At 60.4% G+C, this 18,448-nt stretch carries 14 protein-coding genes; 7 read left to right on the top strand and 7 right to left on the bottom strand.

Going from position 1 to position 18,448, the window contains the following annotated elements; genetic code table 11:
- Positions 1-15 precede the first annotated feature (15 nt).
- The 3 genes from OPC11_RS12495 to OPC11_RS12485 are packed head-to-tail and all read right to left on the bottom strand — an operon-like array spanning position 16 to position 3,441.
- Positions 16-2,451, bottom strand: coding sequence for a cation-translocating P-type ATPase (locus OPC11_RS12495; protein ID WP_264782086.1), 2,436 nt, complete (start codon positions 2,449-2,451; stop codon positions 16-18).
- A 4-nt stretch (positions 2,452-2,455) separates the two neighbouring features.
- On the bottom strand, positions 2,456-3,259 hold the full coding sequence (locus OPC11_RS12490) for a sulfite exporter TauE/SafE family protein (protein ID WP_264782085.1): 804 nt from the start codon (positions 3,257-3,259) through the stop codon (positions 2,456-2,458).
- 5 nt (positions 3,260-3,264) lie between these two features.
- Positions 3,265-3,441 carry a hypothetical protein gene (locus OPC11_RS12485; RefSeq protein ID WP_171970529.1) on the bottom strand — a complete coding sequence of 59 codons (177 nt, stop codon included), beginning with the start codon at positions 3,439-3,441 and terminating at the stop codon, positions 3,265-3,267.
- Between the two features lie 162 nt (positions 3,442-3,603).
- On the opposite strand from OPC11_RS12485, the gene OPC11_RS12480 reads away from it, so the two are divergent.
- The 4 genes from OPC11_RS12480 to OPC11_RS12465 are packed head-to-tail and all read left to right on the top strand — an operon-like array spanning position 3,604 to position 6,259.
- A complete protein-coding gene (locus tag OPC11_RS12480; RefSeq protein WP_007983178.1) occupies positions 3,604-3,837 on the top strand; it encodes a hypothetical protein in 234 nt (77 codons plus the stop codon).
- A gap of 1 nt (position 3,838) precedes the next feature.
- Positions 3,839-4,354: a cytochrome c oxidase subunit II gene (locus tag OPC11_RS12475; protein WP_007983176.1), complete on the top strand. Its 516-nt coding sequence runs from the start codon at positions 3,839-3,841 to the stop codon at positions 4,352-4,354.
- A 1-nt stretch (position 4,355) separates the two neighbouring features.
- Complete coding sequence (locus tag OPC11_RS12470; protein WP_264782084.1) at positions 4,356-6,068, top strand: b(o/a)3-type cytochrome-c oxidase subunit 1; 1,713 nt, start codon at positions 4,356-4,358, stop codon at positions 6,066-6,068.
- On the top strand, positions 6,065-6,259 hold the full coding sequence (locus OPC11_RS12465; RefSeq protein ID WP_007983171.1) for a hypothetical protein: 195 nt from the start codon (positions 6,065-6,067) through the stop codon (positions 6,257-6,259). Before OPC11_RS12470 ends, OPC11_RS12465 begins: the two co-directional genes overlap by 4 nt.
- A 172-nt stretch (positions 6,260-6,431) precedes the next feature.
- On the opposite strand, the gene OPC11_RS12460 is transcribed toward OPC11_RS12465, so the two are convergent.
- A complete protein-coding gene (locus OPC11_RS12460) occupies positions 6,432-6,668 on the bottom strand; it encodes a hypothetical protein (RefSeq protein WP_007983168.1) in 237 nt (78 codons plus the stop codon).
- Between the two features lie 854 nt (positions 6,669-7,522).
- On the opposite strand from OPC11_RS12460, the gene rdfA reads away from it, so the two are divergent.
- Both rdfA and OPC11_RS12450 read left to right on the top strand, forming a co-directional pair.
- Positions 7,523-8,146, top strand: coding sequence for a rod-determining factor RdfA (rdfA, locus tag OPC11_RS12455; RefSeq protein WP_264782083.1), 624 nt, complete (start codon positions 7,523-7,525; stop codon positions 8,144-8,146).
- A 122-nt stretch (positions 8,147-8,268) separates the two neighbouring features.
- On the top strand, positions 8,269-10,230 hold the full coding sequence (locus tag OPC11_RS12450; RefSeq protein WP_264782082.1) for an archaea-specific SMC-related protein: 1,962 nt from the start codon (positions 8,269-8,271) through the stop codon (positions 10,228-10,230).
- A gap of 691 nt (positions 10,231-10,921) precedes the next feature.
- On the opposite strand, the gene OPC11_RS12440 is transcribed toward OPC11_RS12450, so the two are convergent.
- Positions 10,922-13,174 carry a glycoside hydrolase family 3 N-terminal domain-containing protein gene (locus OPC11_RS12440; protein WP_264782282.1) on the bottom strand — a complete coding sequence of 751 codons (2,253 nt, stop codon included), beginning with the start codon at positions 13,172-13,174 and terminating at the stop codon, positions 10,922-10,924.
- Between the two features lie 1,735 nt (positions 13,175-14,909).
- Between OPC11_RS12440 and OPC11_RS12435 the strand changes: the two genes are divergently transcribed.
- On the top strand, positions 14,910-15,569 hold the full coding sequence (locus OPC11_RS12435) for a ThuA domain-containing protein (protein WP_264782081.1): 660 nt from the start codon (positions 14,910-14,912) through the stop codon (positions 15,567-15,569).
- 8 nt (positions 15,570-15,577) lie between these two features.
- On the opposite strand, the gene OPC11_RS12430 is transcribed toward OPC11_RS12435, so the two are convergent.
- Together OPC11_RS12430 and OPC11_RS12425 are read right to left on the bottom strand one after the other, a co-directional pair.
- On the bottom strand, positions 15,578-17,578 hold the full coding sequence (locus OPC11_RS12430) for a beta-galactosidase (RefSeq protein WP_264782080.1): 2,001 nt from the start codon (positions 17,576-17,578) through the stop codon (positions 15,578-15,580).
- Positions 17,579-17,659: 81 nt separating this feature from the next.
- Complete coding sequence (locus OPC11_RS12425; RefSeq protein WP_264782079.1) at positions 17,660-18,355, bottom strand: hypothetical protein; 696 nt, start codon at positions 18,353-18,355, stop codon at positions 17,660-17,662.
- Between the last annotated feature and the right edge of the window lie 93 nt (positions 18,356-18,448).

Here is an 18,448-nt window from a genome sequence, read left to right as displayed (position 1 = left end):
GATCGAGGGACCCACTCAGTCCAACGACCGCGCCGAGTTGGCGACGACGATGAGGCTACTCGTTCCCATCGCCACCGCCGCGAACAGCGGGTTCAACAACCCGAACGCCGCGAGCGGGACGGCGACCGCGTTGTAGAGGAACGCCCACGCGAGGTTGCGCCGGAGTCGCCGGTTCGTGCCGCGAGCGACCGCGAACACCTCGGGGACGGCATCGAGGTCGTTGCGCACGAGCACCGCGTCCGCGGCGTCGCCCGCGAGGTCGGTGCCGCTTCCGAGCGCGATGCCGATATCGGCCGCCGCGAGCGCCAGCGCGTCGTTGCTCCCGTCGCCCACCATCGCCACCGTCCCCCGAGATTTGAGGCGTTCGATGGTCTCCCGCTTGGCCTGTGGGGGAACGCCAGCGAACACCTCCGAGACGTTCGGGTCGGCGCGGAATCGGGAGACTGCACGCTCGTCGTCGCCCGTGAGAATCACCACGTCGCGGTCGCCGCCGATAGCCGCGACGGCCGTCTCCCACTCGGGTCGCGGAGTGTCTCCGACGACGACGACGCCGCGGACGCGGCCGCCCCACGCGACGACGACGGGAACGCTGCCCGCGTCGCGGGCGTCGGCCATCGTCGATTCGTCCGACGACGTGAGGGCAACGCCACGAGACTCCACGAGGCTCGGGTGGCCGACGACGACCTGCTCGCCGTCTACGACGCCGGTCACGCCCCGGTCGTGCGTCTCGACGTCTTCGGCGTCGGGCGTTTCCTCGGCCGCGTCCGCGATGGCCGCCGCGATGGGGTGAGCGGAAAAGCGTTCGAGCGCGCCCGCACGAGCGAGCACCGAGTCGGTGTCGTCGGCGTCGGTGTCGTCGGCGTCGGTGTTGTCGGCGTCGTCGGCGTCACCGTTGACCACGACGTCCCGGACGGTCATCGCGCCGTCGGTGAGCGTGCCGGTCTTGTCGAAGACCACGACGTCGGCGTCGGGGACGGACTCGAACACGGCGTCGGAGGCGACCACGATTCCCCGGTCGGCCGCCTCCCGAATGCCCGACGCGACCGCCAGCGGCGTCGCCAGCCCCAGCGCACAGGGACACGAGACGATGAGCACGGTGAGTCCGGTGAGGAGGGCGGTGGCGACCGTCGAACCCGTGACGAGGTGGTAACCCGTCGTGACCACCGCGAGGACGAGCACCGTCGGTACGAAGAGGGTCGCCAGTTTGTCCGCGAGTCGCTGGATGCCCGACCGCGAACTCTGAATCTGCCACAGCCGCTCGACGAGTCGGTCGAGCGTGCTGGTCGCGTCGGTGCCGACCTCGACGACGATGGGGTTGTCGGACGCGATGGTGCCGCCGAGCACGTGGTCGCCGGGACGTCGCGTCTTGGGAATCGACTCGCCCGTGATGAGCGACTCGTCGATGGCGGCGCTGCCGTCGATAACGGTCCCGTCCACCGGAACGCGTTCACCCGGTCGGACGAGAACGCGGTCTTCGGGCACGAGGTCCTCGACGGGGACGGTTTCGTGGTCGTCGTCCTCGGTGATGCGGGTGGCGTCGTCCACGTGCGCGCTGGTCAGTTCCGAGAGGCCGCTCGTGGCGCGCTGCTTGATGCGGTCCTCGTAGTAGTTCCCGATGGTGACCACGATGACGATGGTTACCGTCACGTCGAAGTAGACGTGGGTCCCCCCGACGAGCACCGCGACGGCGCTGTAACAGTAGGAACTCACGGCCGCCAAGGACACGAGCAAGTCCATGTTCGGCTGCCCAGCGCGGAGGCTGACCACCGCACCGCGGAGTATCGGATACCCGGTGTAAAAGAGGACGATGGAGGACATGAGCCAGACGTTGCCGAACAGGTAGAGGCCGTCGAAGCCGCCGAGGTCCACGAGCGGCGCGAAGCCCAGATAGCTCGGGTACAAAAAGAGGACGTACCACATCATCACCATCATCCCGAAGACGCCGCCGCCGATGAGGAAGCGGACGAGTTGCGTGTCGGTGCGCTCGTCGTCCGTGTCGTCGGGGTCGCCGACGCCGTAGCCGTAGCGGTCGAGGACGCGATGGACGTCCTCCAAGTCGGTGTCCGCGTCGTGGGCGACCCGAAGCATGTCCGTCGCGTAGCTCGCGTCCGCCCCGTACACGCCGTCCGCGTCGGCGGCGGTCGATTCGATGAACGTCTCGCAGGTCGCACAGTGCATCCCATCGACCGCGAGGTAGGTGTGGTCCGCGTCTTCGGGCGCGTTTTCCGTCCCCGTTTTCCGCTCGCTTCGCACCTCGTCGGCGTCGGCCGCCTCCACGTCGTCCAGCGTTCGCGCGATTTCGAGACAGCCACGACAGCAGTAGCCCCCCGCGACGTCATCGTCGATGACGGGCGCGTCGCCGGTCGGTAATCCACAGAGCGTACACTCGTCTGTTGCGCTTCTGTCGTCCGGGGCGCGTCGGTCGTCCGTCGCGGCGGTTGATTCGCTCACCGTTTCACCCCACCAGTCGATAGTTCGGCGACGGAAGCGGGAGCGCCACCCGCGGCACGTCGATGCCGAACAGCATCAGTCCGTGTGCGAGCATCAGGTAGCCCAGGACGACGAACGCGATACCCAAGATACGGTGCAGGTGCTTGCTCGCCGACAGCGACCCGAAGACGGTGCCGTAGACCAGCAGCGTCGGGAGCGTTCCGAGACCGACGAGCGCGAGCAGGAACCCGCCGCGGAGCGGGTCGCCGAGCGCGAACGCGTAGACGTACGCGGGGTACGTTATCGGGCACGGAAGGAGCGCGTGAACGACCCCGAGGCCCGCGATGCGGGCATCGCCGACGAAATCGTCCACCCGGCGCGTCAGCACGCCGCTTAGTCGCCCGAACAGGTCGTTCAGCGGTCCGATGGACGGATGCTTGACCGACCCGCCGACGTACGAGAATCCCATAACGGCGATGAATCCACCCGAGAGCAGTGCGGTCGTGGCCTGAATCCCGGTGCCGACCGACAGCACCGCGCTCATCGACCCGACCGTGACCGCGCCGAGCGCGGCGAGAAGGGCTCCGACGGCGGCGTACCCGGCGGTCCGGCCGAGGTTGAACACGACGTGCTGGCGCACCTGCAGGAGCGTCAGCGTCCCGGTCTCGGTACCCTCCATCTCCCGCAGTCGGTCGGCGTAGACGCTCACCAACGGGCCGCACATTCCGAGACAGTGGCCGCCGCCGAGGAAGCCGATGACGAGAAACACCACGGCGTCCACGTTCCCGGTCGGGAGCGCCACGCCGTGACCGTGGAGCGGAACGAACATCGTCGTCAAGCCGTGGGTTCGGCGACGTCGGTCCCGTGGCCGCCCTCCGTCGGCGAGACGAGCAGGTAGATGCTCGTGAAGATGAGACTCACGTTGATAGACGTGACGACGCCCGCGTACAGACTCTTCTCGAAAGCGAACGCGACCACCGGAACGAGTGCAAGGAGAGCGATAATACTCACACTTCGAGGCGAATGCTTCGACAGCTCGGCTTTGAGCCGAGAATCACGTTTCGACGGGTCCATACCCGTAATTGGGACTACTGTACTTATGGTACTTCGCCGATTTCCAGCCGATGAGAATTACGGACACATAATTTAAAAAATCTCTTCGTAGCCTGGGGTATGTCGACAGAACTGGAGCAACGTTCGGTTCAAGAGAGCGACTCGGCGGAGCGTCCACGCGGATACCTCGTCGGGTCGGCCTCCGACGGCATCGAACGGGAGTTGGAACACGACGACTTCGACCCCATCGGGACGCTGACGCTGATTTTCGTGTACTTCATGATTTTGGTCTCGATGTGGGTGTTCATGTACTTCGTCGAGTTCCTCGGCCGCGGTATCACGGTGGTGGGATAACATGGAGATACACGAGTACGAGAAATTCTGGCTCGCCGCGTCGCTGTTGTTGATAGTTGGCATCATCGCGACCGTCACGTACGGTGCGGTCGGCGTTGGCGTCTCGATGATCGACGACAAGGGCGGAACCATCGACCCGAAAGCGGTCGACCAACATCCGAAATTCGGTAACCCCGGCGTCTACAAAACCGGGGCGAACGAGTACGACGTGTACGTCGTCGCCAAGCAATTCGTGTATCAACCCGGCACGAACGAACCCATCGTCGTGCCCGCCAACAGCACGCTCACGTTCCACGTGACGTCCGCGGACGTGATACACGGGTTCGAGGTGGTCGGCACGAACGCCAACACGATGGTGATTCCGGGACAGATAGCGACGTTCACCGTCGAAGTCTCGGGTCCGCGGGAGTACGGTATCCTCTGTAACGAATACTGTGGCGCGGGCCACCACGGCATGGAAGGAACGCTGAAGGTCGTCCCCGAGGACGAGTTCAACGCGACGGCGGGAGGTGCTTGAGATGTCGCTGTACGTAGACGAGTATCCCGAGGAAGCAAAAGTCATCAAGGCGACGTTCCTCGTTTCGTTCGTCGCGCTCGGCATCGGCGCGTTCTTCGGACTGATCCAGGGACTCCACCGGACGGGATTCGTTCGGGTCCTTCCCTCGACCGACTACTACACCATCCTCACGGGGCACGGCGTCCTGCTCGCGTTGGTGTTCACCATCTTTTACCTCCTCGGCCTCTTCACGTGGGCCGTCACGCGGAGTTTGGAATCGCCGCTCCCGAACATCAAGTTGACGTGGGCGTGGTTCGGGTTGACGACGACCGGCGCGACGTTCGCGGCGATTGCCATCCTCGCCGGCCTGTTCCCGAGCCTCGATATGAGCGCGGACGTGTTGTACACCTTCTACGCGCCCTTACAAGCCCATCCGCTGTTCTACGTCGGATTGGCGATGTTCATCATCGGGACGTGGATGGCGGGCGCGGACTGGTTCCTCGCCTTCCGCAAGTGGCGAAGCGAGCACCCCGACGAGCGCATTCCGCTCCAGACGTTCATGGTGCTGACGACGATGGTGATGTGGTACCTCTCGACCCTCGGCGTCGCCATCTCCGTCGTGTTCTTCTTCATCCCGTGGTCGCTCGGCTTCATCGACACCATCAACCCCCTCCTCACCCGGACGCTGTTCTGGTACTTCGGCCACCCGGTCGTCTACTTCTGGCTGATGCCGGCCTACCTGCTGTGGTACACCGTGCTGCCGAAACTCTCGGGTGGTCGCCTGTTCAGCGACCCGCTCGCGCGCGTGGTGTTCGTGTTGTTCCTGTTGCTCTCGACGCCGGTCGGCATCCACCACCAGTATCTGGACCCCGGCATCGCGGAGGGCTTCAAGTTCATCGCCATGACGAACACGATGTTCCTCCTGCTCCCGAGCCTGCTGACCGCGTTCACGGTCGTCGCCAGTATGGAACACGGCGCGCGCCAGCGCGGCGGTAAGGGCTATCTCAGGTGGCTCGGCGTTCTCCCGTGGCGCGACCCGGCGTTCACCGGGATGGCGCTCGCGGGACTCATGTTCGCGGCGGGCGGGTTCTCCGGCATGATCAACGCCGGGATGAACATCAACTACCTCGTCCACAACACGCTGTGGGTTCCCGGCCACTTCCACCTGACAGTCGGGACCGCGGTGGCGCTAACGATGATGGCGGGAGCCTACTGGCTCGTCCCGCAACTGACCGGACGGCGGCTCTACAGCCGTCCCATCGGCCTGTTTCAGGTCGTCACGTGGTTCGTCGGGATGGTGCTCATGTCGAACGCGATGCACCGTGCCGGGCTCCTCGGCATTCCCCGGCGGACCGCCGAACCCCAGTACCAGAGCTTCGACTTCACGGCGACCATCGGGTCGGTGGCCGAACTCCGCGCGCAAATCGCTATCGGCGCCGCCCTGCTGTTCCTGTCGGTCGTGTTGTTCCTGTTCAACATCCTCCTCTCGTCCATCGAGGACCCCATCGAGATGCCGGTCGACGGCCGGATTCCCGCACCGCTTTCGGGAGCGAGCGGAAGTCCGGTCGTCCTCGACAACCTGAAACTGTGGACGGCCATCGCGGCCATCCTCGTGATTCTCGCCTACGTCATCCCGCTGGCGAGCATCATCAGGGACGCCGGGCTGTTCGGCAGGACCGTCGCCGTCCCGGTGCTGATAGACGGCTTCAACCTGCTACTGGGGGTGATAGCATGAAACTCACAGCAGCCGGTGCTCTCATCCTCGTGGCGATGAGCATCCCGATAGCCCTCGAACTCCGGACGTTCTTCGGGTTCTTCAGTATCGAAGTCCCCATCGTGGTCGTCGCCATCGTGGAGGCGCTGTTCGTGCTCGCCGTCCTCGCCGTGTACGACGGAGGCAAGCGGTCGTCCAGAGCGAGCCACTGAGCCACCCGGCAGTGACTCAGTGACGGTCTGACGGAGTATCGAACCCGGAACTATCGGGGCGACAGGAATCGTCGTTCGACCGCTCGCCCGTCCTATTTCTGTTGTCGTCGAAAAAAGAGGGACGACCGCGCGAGCAGTCGTCCGTTCCCGGAAACGAGTCGAATCGCCGTGTTCAGTGGCCTCGACCGGCCATCCGGCGCTCGAACGCTTTCGAGGCGAGCAGGACGAACACGACGAGCGACGTGCCCGACAGGAGCGCGACCGCGGTGTTGGCCGAGATCAACACCGAACCGCCGCCCGTGGACAGGAGTGCGTATCCGGCGACTCCCGTTAGGGCGAGTCCGAGGACGGTGAAGACACCGAGCGCGATTTTGATGGGGTCGATCCGAGTTCGGAGTGTCGAAGACATGGTACGGGTATTCCTACTTCTCGACAGCTAATCAAATCGGGTTCCGATTCTCACGGCGTGGAAACGGGAGGACAGCGCGGGAGTGATGACGAAAGTGACGTTCGACGAGTGGATCGAGTTCGAGAGCGAGACGCGACCAAGACGGCCCGAATTGAGTCGCTCGATGGTGCTTCGGAGACGAAACCACGGCGACGGTCGACGAACTGAGTATCACCACGACGAAACGGGAAGTACGCATTAGTATTGTAAGATTCGAACAATATCGTATGGAGCGACGACCGACACGATGGCGATTTCGGTCGTCCGAGCAACACGGGTCCGCTTCTATTCGCCCGTCACGGTGGTATCTCCACCCGAACGGTCTCGTGAGACCGTTTCTGGTATTCTGAAACCTGTCGTCGATAAAAATACGAAGTACAACTACTAATCAAGAAATGTGGAAAACGGCAACATATATAGAAAATTTTCATACTCATCTAATCGACGCTTAGTATTTCCGTTTATTAAGGCTCGAAAGCCGCTTTTTCCAGCAATAGTATTGCACATAACATACAATACTACTCGAATCGTTGCTCGAACGTGACGTTCCGAAGTTCGACGGAGGGGAGCCACGTATCGCGTCACACTGAACCCGGGAGCCTTTCGACGAACTCCACAGACGAGTCGCTCGCTCGAAGGATAAACCACATTCTACGATATGAACTGGACAGTCCGGTGTGTGCGACGGGCGTATGTCGGAGCCATGCTCGGTTTACCGCCTACCTTGGTCTCCGGGGGCGGTAGGACGGCGAGAAGGACAAGAATCTTACCGTATCGTCCCACAGTGCTACGTAACGAACGCAACACGAGGAAACATGAGCGAAAATCAGACCACTCGAAGGACGAGTAAAGTACAGCGCGTCATCGACGAATACGGGTTGGATACCATGGGTGACCGACTCGAGGCGTATTGGACCGGCGACGGCAACGACCAGTACAGTCTCCGTGAACTCGCGGACCTGTTCAATCGCGAAGTACTCCGGGCCGCACTGACCGACGCCGGGATATCGACCCTCGACGGCGAAGTAAAGAACACCTACCGACTGCTGACGAGCGACGAGATTAGTAGCGGCGTTCGGACGGAAACGGAGAACTCCCTCGAACGTGACGGACTCGATGTCACGAAGTTGAAGCAGGATTTCGTCTCTCATCAGGCCATCCATACCTACCTCACCAAATACCGAAGCGTGGACTATCCCGCCGAGGACAGCGGGAAGACGCGACTCGAAAAGGATACGGAGACGATTCAACGACTGCGCAGTCGAACGAGCGCGGTGACCGAAACCACGCTCGAAAATCTCGCAAAATCCGGCGAACTCACACTCGGCGATTTCGAGTTGTTCGTCGATCTACGCGTCGTCTGTAACACGTGCGGTCGCTCGTATTCTGTGGACGAACTTCTCCAAGACGGCGGTTGCGACTGTCCGCCGGACAACTGATTAGCTCGCCCCATCGGAGCCGTCCCGTCCTCGATATCTCACGAAACGTTACGAATATAGTACTGTAACGTTCTGACACGGAAAATGTACCATTTATATTGAGGGACGGACAACGAATGCGTATGCAACTATCGGACCGAACGTTGAGTCAGGTACATCTACACGCTCGTAACATCGGCGGTATCGACGAAACGGAGATCAGCTTTTCTCCGGGAGTGACCGCCCTCACCGGTCGCAACGCGACCAACCGAACGTCACTGCTCCAGGCCATCATGGCGACGCTCGGAAGCGACCAATCGTCGCTCAAAGGGGACGCCGACGAGGGTCGAGCCGAACTCACGCTCGGCGACGAGACGTACACCAGAACGCTGACGAGGCAGAACGGAACGGTTTCCATGAGCGGTGATCCGTATCTCGACGACCCCGAACTCGCCGATCTCTTCGCGTTCCTGCTCGAATCGAACGAGGCCCGTCGAGCCGTCGCACGCGGAGACGACTTGCGCGACCTCATCATGCGACCCGTCGATACCGACGCGATTCAGGCCGAAATCGAGGAGCTAAAGAACGAGAGACAGCAACTCGATGACGAGCTCTCCGACCTCGAATCGCTCAAACAGCAACTCCCCGAGCTCGAGGAAGAGCGAACGCAACTGCAGGACGAGATTGCCGAGAAACGGACCGCGCTCGCGGAGAAGGAAGCCGAACTGGAGGCCGCCGACGCGGATATCGGCGAGTCGAAATCCGAGAAGGCAGCGCTCGACGAGAAGCTCGAAGAGCTGAGCCAAACCCGTTCGCGCCTCGAAGACGTTCGATACGACATCACGACCGAAGAGGAGAGCATCGAAGCTGTCGAAAGCGAAGTGGACGACCTCGAAGACGAGGCCGCTGACGGTGCTGAAGTCTCGGAGGCGGACCTGTCGGCGGTGACGGAGCGAATCCAGCAACGACGGGAGGAGAAACAGCGGCTGGAGTCGACCATGGCCGAACTGCAGACGATCATCCAGTTCAACGAGGAGATGTTGGACGGAACGAGTCCGGAACTACTTTCGGCGCTACGGGGCGGCGAACACGATGCTCATTCGGGCGATTCCATCACCGACCAACTCGTCGACGACACCAAGACGGTCGTCTGTTGGACGTGCGGCACGGAGGTCGAGGAGCGAACTATCGAGGGAACTATCGAACGACTCCGCGACCTCCGAAAGGAGAAACTCGCGGACCGTAACTCGCTCGAAAGCGAGATTTCCGAACTTCGAGACGAGAAGCAGGAACTCGAAGAGACACGTCGCCGGCGCGAGCGAACGGAGCAGCGACGTCGCCAACTCGAATCGGAAATAGAGGACCGAAAAGCCCGTCTCGACGACCTTCGGGAGACGCGGGCGAACCTCATGGAGGAAGTCGAAACCCTCGAAGAAGCGGTCGAGGAACTCGAACAGGAGGAGTACAGCGACGTTTTGAACCTTCACAAGGAAGCGAATCAGATCGAGTTCGAACTCGACCGACTCGAATCCGACCTCGAAGACGTGGAGGACGAAATCGGGGCTATCGAGTCGCAAGTCGAGAAACAAGAGCAACTGGAGGACAGGCGGGAAGCGATCAGCGACGAATTGGCGAACCTGCGCACTCGCATCGAGCAGATAGAGACCCGAGCGGTCGAGCAGTTCAACGGGCACATGGAAACCGTCCTCGACCTGCTCGATTACGACAACCTCGAACGGATTTGGATCGACCGAACGAAACGGGAGGTTCGAGAAGGGCGCAGGAAGTCCACGAAAAGCGTGTTCGACCTCCACGTGATTCGGAGCACCGAGTCGGGAACGACCTACGAGGACACCATCGACCACCTCAGCGAGAGCGAACGGGAAGTGACCGGCCTCGTGTTCGCCCTCGCGGGCTATCTCGTCCACGAGGTCTACGATATCGTTCCGTTCATCCTCCTCGACTCGCTCGAGGCCATCGACTCGGACCGTATCGCGGTACTCATCGACTACTTCAGCGAGTCGGCGGGCTATCTCGTCGCCGCGCTGCTCCCCGAGGACGCCGCCGCCGTCGACGAGAAACACGAGCGCGTGACCGAAATCTGAACCGCAAATCCGTCGGAACGACGGGTCTCATCCGGGGTCGAATCGCGGGACCCCGACGGGCGGCCGACGCTGCAAAGAAAGACACGAGATTGGAGTTCCCCCAAGATTTGAAATAATAACCCGGAGAAGAGTAACGATACCGTCAAAGGAGTAGTGATGCCACCGTACCGACCGAGAGCCGCCCACTATCCCGAATTTCTTTCAAAAACGCATCGTTAGTTTTATTATTCATTGAAATAGTTCGGTTTTTGAAACATGCTACCGATGCGGTCGCTCCGTCTACACGTCGCTTCGGCAACCGTCGGTGGGTCGTCGGGAGCGACCCGAGAGCATCGAAATCGTTCTTTCGAATCACATAGTTCATATTCTTATAAAATTTCCAGATGTGACCGCTGACTTCGAGGAACTTCAAACCCAGTTGGTACTTGTCCCCAACCTTCACGTCGTAACCGTGTTTTCGTAGCGTCGTCTGGTGGTTGTGAACCATGCTTTTTCCCCATTCGATCCGCCAGCGAGGCCGGTCACACCACACGACCCTCGACACATCAACTCCTCGGCCGGTGCGAGCTTTTTTGGTGTTTACACCGGATATTTTGCATCCATATCAACGTAGCTCGTACATTCATTCGGCATATCCATTCTGGATACTGGAACAGGAATTTGAACATCCGTTTCGAAGTGATATACTGTGCTACTCCACGATTTCGACTCGTGTCGTCGTGAAGTACGTTCGACCGGCCGCCGGTACTTCTTTTGTCGCAGTTACGTCAAACGCCGCTGTGGAGACGATGTCGCTCGCCGACCGACCGACGCGGAGTTCGTAGGGGCCTTCTTCGACAGCGAGATTCATGTCACGATCGTGGAACGCGAGTTGTGAGGCGTCGATTTCGAAAGTGACGCGTTTCGACTCACCGGTGTCGAGCGACACCCGTTCGAACCCGATCAGTTCTTGAACCGGTCGGGCCTGACTCGGAGCCTCCGCGCTCGCGTACAACTGGACGACTTCGTGTCCGTCGCGGTTGCCCGCATTACGGATCACAACTTCAGCGCTCATCCGTCCGGCCGGGGCGAGCGCGTTCGTCGATAGCGATAGGTCACCATATTCGAAATCGGTGTAGCTTAACCCGTGACCGAACGGGTACAGCGGTTCGCTTCCCATGTAGACGTGTTCCTCATTCGCAGTGTTAGGTTTCCGGTTGTAGTAAACCGGTAGTTGACCGACTGACCGAGGAAGGGAGACGGGGAGGCGGCCGCCGGGATTGTGTTCACCAAACATCACTTCGGCGATTCCCTCGCCGCCGTGTTCGCCCGGAAGCCACGCATAGAGGAGCGCGGGCGCTTCCTCGGCGATCCACTCGAGAGAGTGGGGTTTCCCGCTCACGACGACGACGGCCAGCGGCGTCCCGGTCTTGTGGACACGTTCGACGAGTTCCTGTTGCACGCCCGGGAGACCCAAATCGACCACGTCGCAGCCTTCACCGCTGGTCGGGACGCTAGGAAGGTCGGCTTGCTTCTCGTCCAGATCTGTGAAGTCGACGGCGGAGCGTGCGCCGACGAACGCGATGGCGACGTCGGCGGCTTCGGCCGCCTCGACCGCCGAATCGAAGTTATCAGTCGAGGACCCGGTCGTTGTACACCCCTGCTCGTATCGAACATCGAATCCGGCTTTTTCACCGCGTGCCTGGATGGCGTCGAGGGGAGTCGTAGCATCGAGGTTGACCTCCTCCGTGGGATAGTGGGCTGGATATGCGTAATCGCCCATGAGTTCCTGTGCGTTGTCGGCTTTCGGTCCGACAATGGCCACGGCATCCAGCGTCCCGCCGTCGAAGGGAAGGACGTCACCCTCGTTCTTCAGGAGGGTCATCGATTCTCGAGCAGCACGAATGGTGAGAGTTCTCGCGTTCTCGGTCTTGAACGGGTCGGCGGCGGCGTCGACGTCAACGGTCGGATCGTCGAGGAGCCCCTTCTTGACCTTCGCACGGAGTACCCGTCGAACCGCCGTGTCCACCGTCGCTTCGGCCACGTCCCCATCTTCGACGGCGTTCACGAGATGCTCGCCGTAGCAGTCAGTATAGGGGAGTTCGACGTCGAGACCGGCCTCAACCGCCATCACCCCCGCCGCTTGCTCAGACACCGCGACGCCGTGCTCGCTTCGCAGGTATTCGACGCTATAGTAGTCAGAGACGACCGTCCCATCGAATCCCCACTTGCCGCGGAGAACGTCCGTTAGTAACCATTCGTCGCTCGCGCATGGGATGCCGTCGATGTCGTGATAGGCGTTCATCACGGATTCAGCGTCGGCTGTTTTGATGACAGCCTCGAACGGGAACAGGTGGGTTTCCCAAAGTTCCCGGCGTCCGACGTTGACCGAACTGCGATTTTTTCCGCCTTCTCCGGCCCCGTGGCCAGCGAAGTGTTTGAGCGTCGCCGAGATACCGTCGCCTTGGAGGCCGTTCACGTACCCGCAGGCCATCGCCGCTATCAAGTACGGATCCTCCCCGAACGTCTCCTCAACGCGTCCCCACCGGGGATCTCGTGCGACGTCGAGGACCGGAGAAAGCGCGTGTTTCGTGCCGATGGCCGCCAATTGACGACGAATCGTGGCCGTGATTTCCTCGACGAGCGACGGTGACCACGTACTCGCCACCCCGATCATCTGGGGAAACGTTGTCCCTCCAGGACCCATGTATCCAGACAGACACTCCTCGTGGGGAATCGCGGGAATACCAAGTCGAGTCTCGTCTCTGAGAAACGCTTGAAGTTCGTTCGTCCGTTTCGCGGCCTTCCGTGGCGGAAGGCTCCCCTCTCCCCCAAGTCTCGTCAGGTGACCGACTCCGTGTTCGAGGTGTTCCTCCATCGCTTCCCGGTCGTGGGTCGCGTCGCCATTGAGCAGTTTGTTTGCGTTTACCGAGCCGAGCTGTGCGACTTTCTCCTCAACGGTCATTTCATCGAGGAGTTCCTGTATCCGCTGCTCGTCGGCGATACGACGAGGTCCAGAATCCGGTCCAGTTTTCATCGCTTAGGTCCTCGCAATCACATCTATTAATAGTTTGGATAGGTGAGCAAAGAGATTTCGTATCACTGGAGAGATTCGTGCAACGATTTATTCTCCGTATCAGAATCAAATGAACGAACAGAACCCTCCGAGTCGAGAACAGAAGAATCGAAGAATACCAGACTTGTCACACCGTGGCACTGTGACTCTGGTTCGAACCGCGATACGAGACTGCTATCCCATCGTGTGGAGTCTCTCGCCAACGAATCTCCAGATACGTTCCCTAATACAGAAACGTCTTTCCGAGGCGTAACCGGCGAATGCACACACCTGCGGCGTCGGTTCCCGTACCTCGCCGTAGATTGGCTAATATCCCAGCCAAATTCGAGATTGCGAACCCATTCGAGACGCAATGAAGAACGTGACAGCCCAACTGGATACCGTCGCCGGAACTCGCGGCGTCTTACGATCCGAGTATATTCGTGATCACATGTTGGACGATATCTGTTGGAGATATTTTCGTTCGATACCTAATCTAAACCGACAACAACGAGATCCGTGAGAGAACTTCCTCGCGTTTTAGCGCTTTGAAGCGCACCCTTACTCTTGTTCAGCGATCAAAGCAGTATGTCGGGGAGGGCGACTAACTCACAGCAGTTCGTATCAAAGACTAGTAGAAAATGCGCGAAATAGCGTCCCAAGTTCGTATCCACGATTCCACTCCAAAAATTGAATCAATTTTCCACTTGATTACGCGAATAATTCGACGGTTTTCATTACATAGGTAGTTTTGTAATTGATCCAGAGATTACCGCGTCAAGCGCTGTCGGAACCGGTCTCATCTGCCAACCGATCGACTTCGGTAATGGGGGACCATTTGTGACATCTGTGACTCTGCCCCGACCGGATCAAGTAATCGCTGACCTCAAACACTGACGATAGCGGTTTGAATAGCTCCGTCGTTATCCAGACATAACGTACCGTGTGAATAGCACCCACAATTACGTTCGACCTCGACGAGCGAGATGGCGACCACCTGCGAAGAGCTCGTATCTTGGGCGACACAATCGCCTCCCCGAGACGCTGGGTCCGCTCACGAGAACCGTGCTCGTGCCGCTGGAGTCGTTCACCCACCAACGGCACCCTCGCGCCATCGATATCGCCGCATCGCCCGACTCGTGAACGATACCGTCCGGTCACCAGGTCGGTTCCGGAAGATGACTGGTACCGAGTCCGGCGTAGTTTGTTCTGTATTAGGGACTAAAGAAAAACGGTCGCCACCCGGAGTCTGCTATCGTTTACCGTCGAAGGTGGTTCGGAAACGACCGTGTCTTCGGTGGAAGCCAGGGAAGAATGTCGCACCGTCACAGGATTCCCGTCCTCGACTTAATACGATGAAAGAAAGGATGAACTATTCTCTATTACAAAACGAAAAGCGCGAATCACTGTATATTGACCGTTCGGAGAATTTTAGAGGGTACCGTCGAACACGTGGGGAAAAGGAATGCGAAGCGGAGAGCACGTCAACGAGCACCGATCGTCCCGTTTCGTGGAGGACGAACTGGTATCTCGATGTCGTCCTCCTGTGTTCTACAATACAGAACGCCACAGTCAACGAAGGACGATCGAGTAGATTGGCGCAATCGACCGAAGCTTTATGCTCCCACCTCCGTAGGTGGAAATCATGACCGATCAAACCAGCGTGCTTCTCATCGGGGAGAACACGTTCCCCTTCCACGAATTTGATGAGATGGCACCCCGTATCGAGAATGCTCTCGGGGACGACGTTGCCGTGACTCGAACGACGGATCGAGATGCCCTGCGCAGCCTCGACGACTACGACGTCCTCGCCGACTACCTCACCGACAGCTCCCTTTCCGGCGCTCAGCGAGACGGTCTCTCGTCGTTCGTCGCGGATGGTGGCGGTTATCTTGGGATACACTGTGCCGCGGACATCACCAGTACCCACGACGGGTCCGGTGGCATCGACCACCGAGACGAACCGTTCCCTGAACTCCGGGAGTTGCTTGGCGGGCACTTCATCGGGCATCCGGAGCAATCGACGTTTCGCGTCGATATCGCCGACACCGATCATCCGGTTACCGCTGGGGTCGAAGATTTCGACGTGTTCGATGAACCGTACACGGTCGATTACGACGAGGACGCGGTACGCGTGCTCGCCCGGATGGACCACCCCGATCTCGACGACTATCCGGTCACCTGGGTACGGACGGTCGGCGACGGAAACGTCTGCTACGTCTCGCTCGGGCACACAGCTGAGGCATTCGAAAACCCGCAGTACCGACGCCTCCTTCGAAACGCCGTTCGATGGGTGAGCGCCTGATCGGCGTCTTACCTTTCCACCGCTACATCTGTAGGGGTCCCCTCGATCACGAGCAGATCATAGCCGGGAACGGTCTCCTCACCTAACCGAACGTCTGCGTCGCCGACGTCGACGTCTATCGGTTCGCTGCCGTAATTGAACACCCACGTCAAATCGCCGCGGTGGGCGACCCGGACGCGGTCCGGGAGCGGGTCGCTCGCGTGTGTGACGTTAGCCCGCGTGAGCACGTCGGAGACGAGGGCGTCCGCGAGGTCGTCGTCCGGCCAGATTCCGACGTAGGCGACCGACCCAGGTTCGGCTTCACGCACGGTGATGGCCGTACGGCCTTCGCAAATCCCGGTCGCGTACTGCCCCACCATCTTCGCGTCGTCAGCGTCGATCCACTCCGCCCACGTTCGATATCCATACCGTTCGCCCCGATACGAGAGGCGGGCGTCGGACGAGTCCGCTGGGACGCTCTCGTGCTGATCGACACGAACACCTGCGAGGTCGGCGAGCGGTCCCGGCGGTCGCGTGGCATGAAGCTTGTTATGCGGGTCCTTCTCTCCCGAACGAATCGTAAACAACAGGTGACCACCGCTCTCGACGTATCGTCGGAAGGTCGATACGACCTCGTCCCCGACGAGGTGCAGCGATGGGGCGAGGACCGCATCGTAGTCTTCGAAGTCGGCGTCGGTCGGAAGTATGTCCACTTGTACGCCGCGACCGCGAAGCGCGTGGTAGTACGTGTGGAGGTGGCTCCAATAGTCGAAATCGGGCGACATCGCCTGTTCGTTGAGCGCCCAGAGGCTTTCGTAGTCGAGGACGAGCGCGACGGGTGCGCTGACCGAACCCCGGTCGAGATCGGCGAGTTCCGCCGCCGCCGTCGTCGCGTCGTGGTATCCGCGGTCGGCGGTCCCGTCCCGCTTTCGAAGCCCGGCGTGATATTGCTCCTGTCCCTCCAGACACCGTCGCCACCTGAAGTAGGAGACGACGTCGGCGCCGTGAGCGACCGCGTGGTGTGCCCAGAGACGCATCGCACCCTCTGCCGGTTGGGTGGTCTCGGGCGGCCAGTTGATCGACCCGGGCTGTTGCTCCATGACCCAGAAGTTCCCGGGTGCGGCGCAGCGATAGCGGTCGTGATTGAATCCGATCTGGTCCGGGTTTCCGACCCGAAGTTCGTCCGCATCGGCCGGGTCGTCGCCGGCGACTTGGGGGAATCCGGTCGGATACGAATCCCACGCGGCGAAGTCGAGATCGTCGCCGACGTCGTAGGGGTCTAGCTGGCCGAAATCGAACATGAAGTTGTGGGTGACGAACCAGTCGTCGTTCGCCTCCCGCAGTCGATCCGCTTGCGATCGGTTGTAGGATACGACGCTCTCGTTCGCGAAGCGGTGGTAGTCGAGCAACCGTCCCGGATGGTGATCGGTGACCGTGTGACGCGGCGGGTCGATCTCCTCGAAATCGGTGTGATGCTGGCTCCAGAACGTCGTCCCCCACGACTCGTTCAGCTCGTCGATACCGCCGTACTTCTCACGAAGCCAAGTCCGAAAGGCCGTCGCGCAGTCGTCGCAGTAACACCGGATGGTGTCGTGGCAGCCGTACTCGTTGTCAGTCTGCCAACCGACGACCGCTGGATGGTCAGCGAAGTGTTCGGCGAGGACGGTGATGATGCGGTCGGTCTGCTCTCGGTAGCTCTCCGAGTTGAAGCAGTAGTGTCGCCGACTGCCGAAATGGCGGGCATCCCCGTCCGGTTCCTCCTGAAGGATGTCCGGGTGCTCGTCGACCAACCATTTGGGTGGCGTCGCCGTGGGGGTACACAGTACCGCTTCCATTCCATGCTCGTGCACGAGATCGACCGCGGTTTCGAGCCACTCGAAGTCGAGTTCGCCGGGTCGCGGTTCGAGTCTCGACCAGGAGAACTCGCCCATGCGAACGTATTCGATTCCCGCCTCGGCCATCTGCTCGACATCGGTGGCCCACCGTTCGCGGGGCCAGTGTTCCGGAAAATAACACACGCCTATCGACATACCTTCGTGTGTCGTGGAAACTATTATCAAGCTGTCGGTGGCATCGAACGGCGCTCGTTCTCGATTCCGGCTTCTCGTCGATCACGTCATCGAGGTAAACACGATGAAGGCGACGGTCGTCGGAAACAACGCCAGGGTGCTTCGAATCCGACCGAGACTGTAGCGTCGTGCGAGCACTGGCCGAAGGAGGAGCGCACAGAGAAGCCATCCGCTGATCCGGAGCAGCCGTACGATTTGCATCTGCTGTGTACTCCGGATGTTCATCCGTACTTCCATGATCTTCGGTGCCATCTGTGAGACGTTGCTGCCGGAAACGGCGGCGATGCCGACGTCCGAGCCGGAAATCGTGAGCGCGAGAACGGATGCGACCACGAAAATCGGGACGAACACCACGGAGAGGTACCCACCGACTTTGAACGTGGTAACGTCGAGACTTCGATTGGAGGCGATCAACCCGGCGATCGCACCGATCGTTCCGAAGAAGAAGAACAGCAACAACAGCGTCTGGAAACCCGTGTAGATAAAGTTGAGGACGAACGCCGACAGCAGCGACTGGAACGGCTCACCACCCTTCATCACTCCTGGTTCGATGAGGTACGTAAATCCGCTCCGAAAGAGGACGTGAGCGAAAACGCCGATCGCGGGTGCCGTCCAGCCGTAATATTCGATGGATTCGGCCGCCTCACCGAAGTCATCCGCGTCGAGGAAGGCCCGCCACGCGTCAGTGGTCGAATCGACCCTGGCGCGCCAAGCCCCGTATGCAGTTTCGAACGCCATGCAACGTTCAATTTTACCGGGCTATCAAGAGTGTTTCGACCGTGCACCAAGACGTTCGGTACCAAAATGTTATTACCATCCGGGGAATGTAGT

This window comes from Haladaptatus sp. T7, from assembly GCF_026008575.1.
Lineage (GTDB): Archaea > Halobacteriota > Halobacteria > Halobacteriales > Haladaptataceae > Haladaptatus > Haladaptatus paucihalophilus.
Note: the sequence above shows the minus strand (reverse complement) of the source record. Positions and strands in the feature narration are given on the sequence as shown.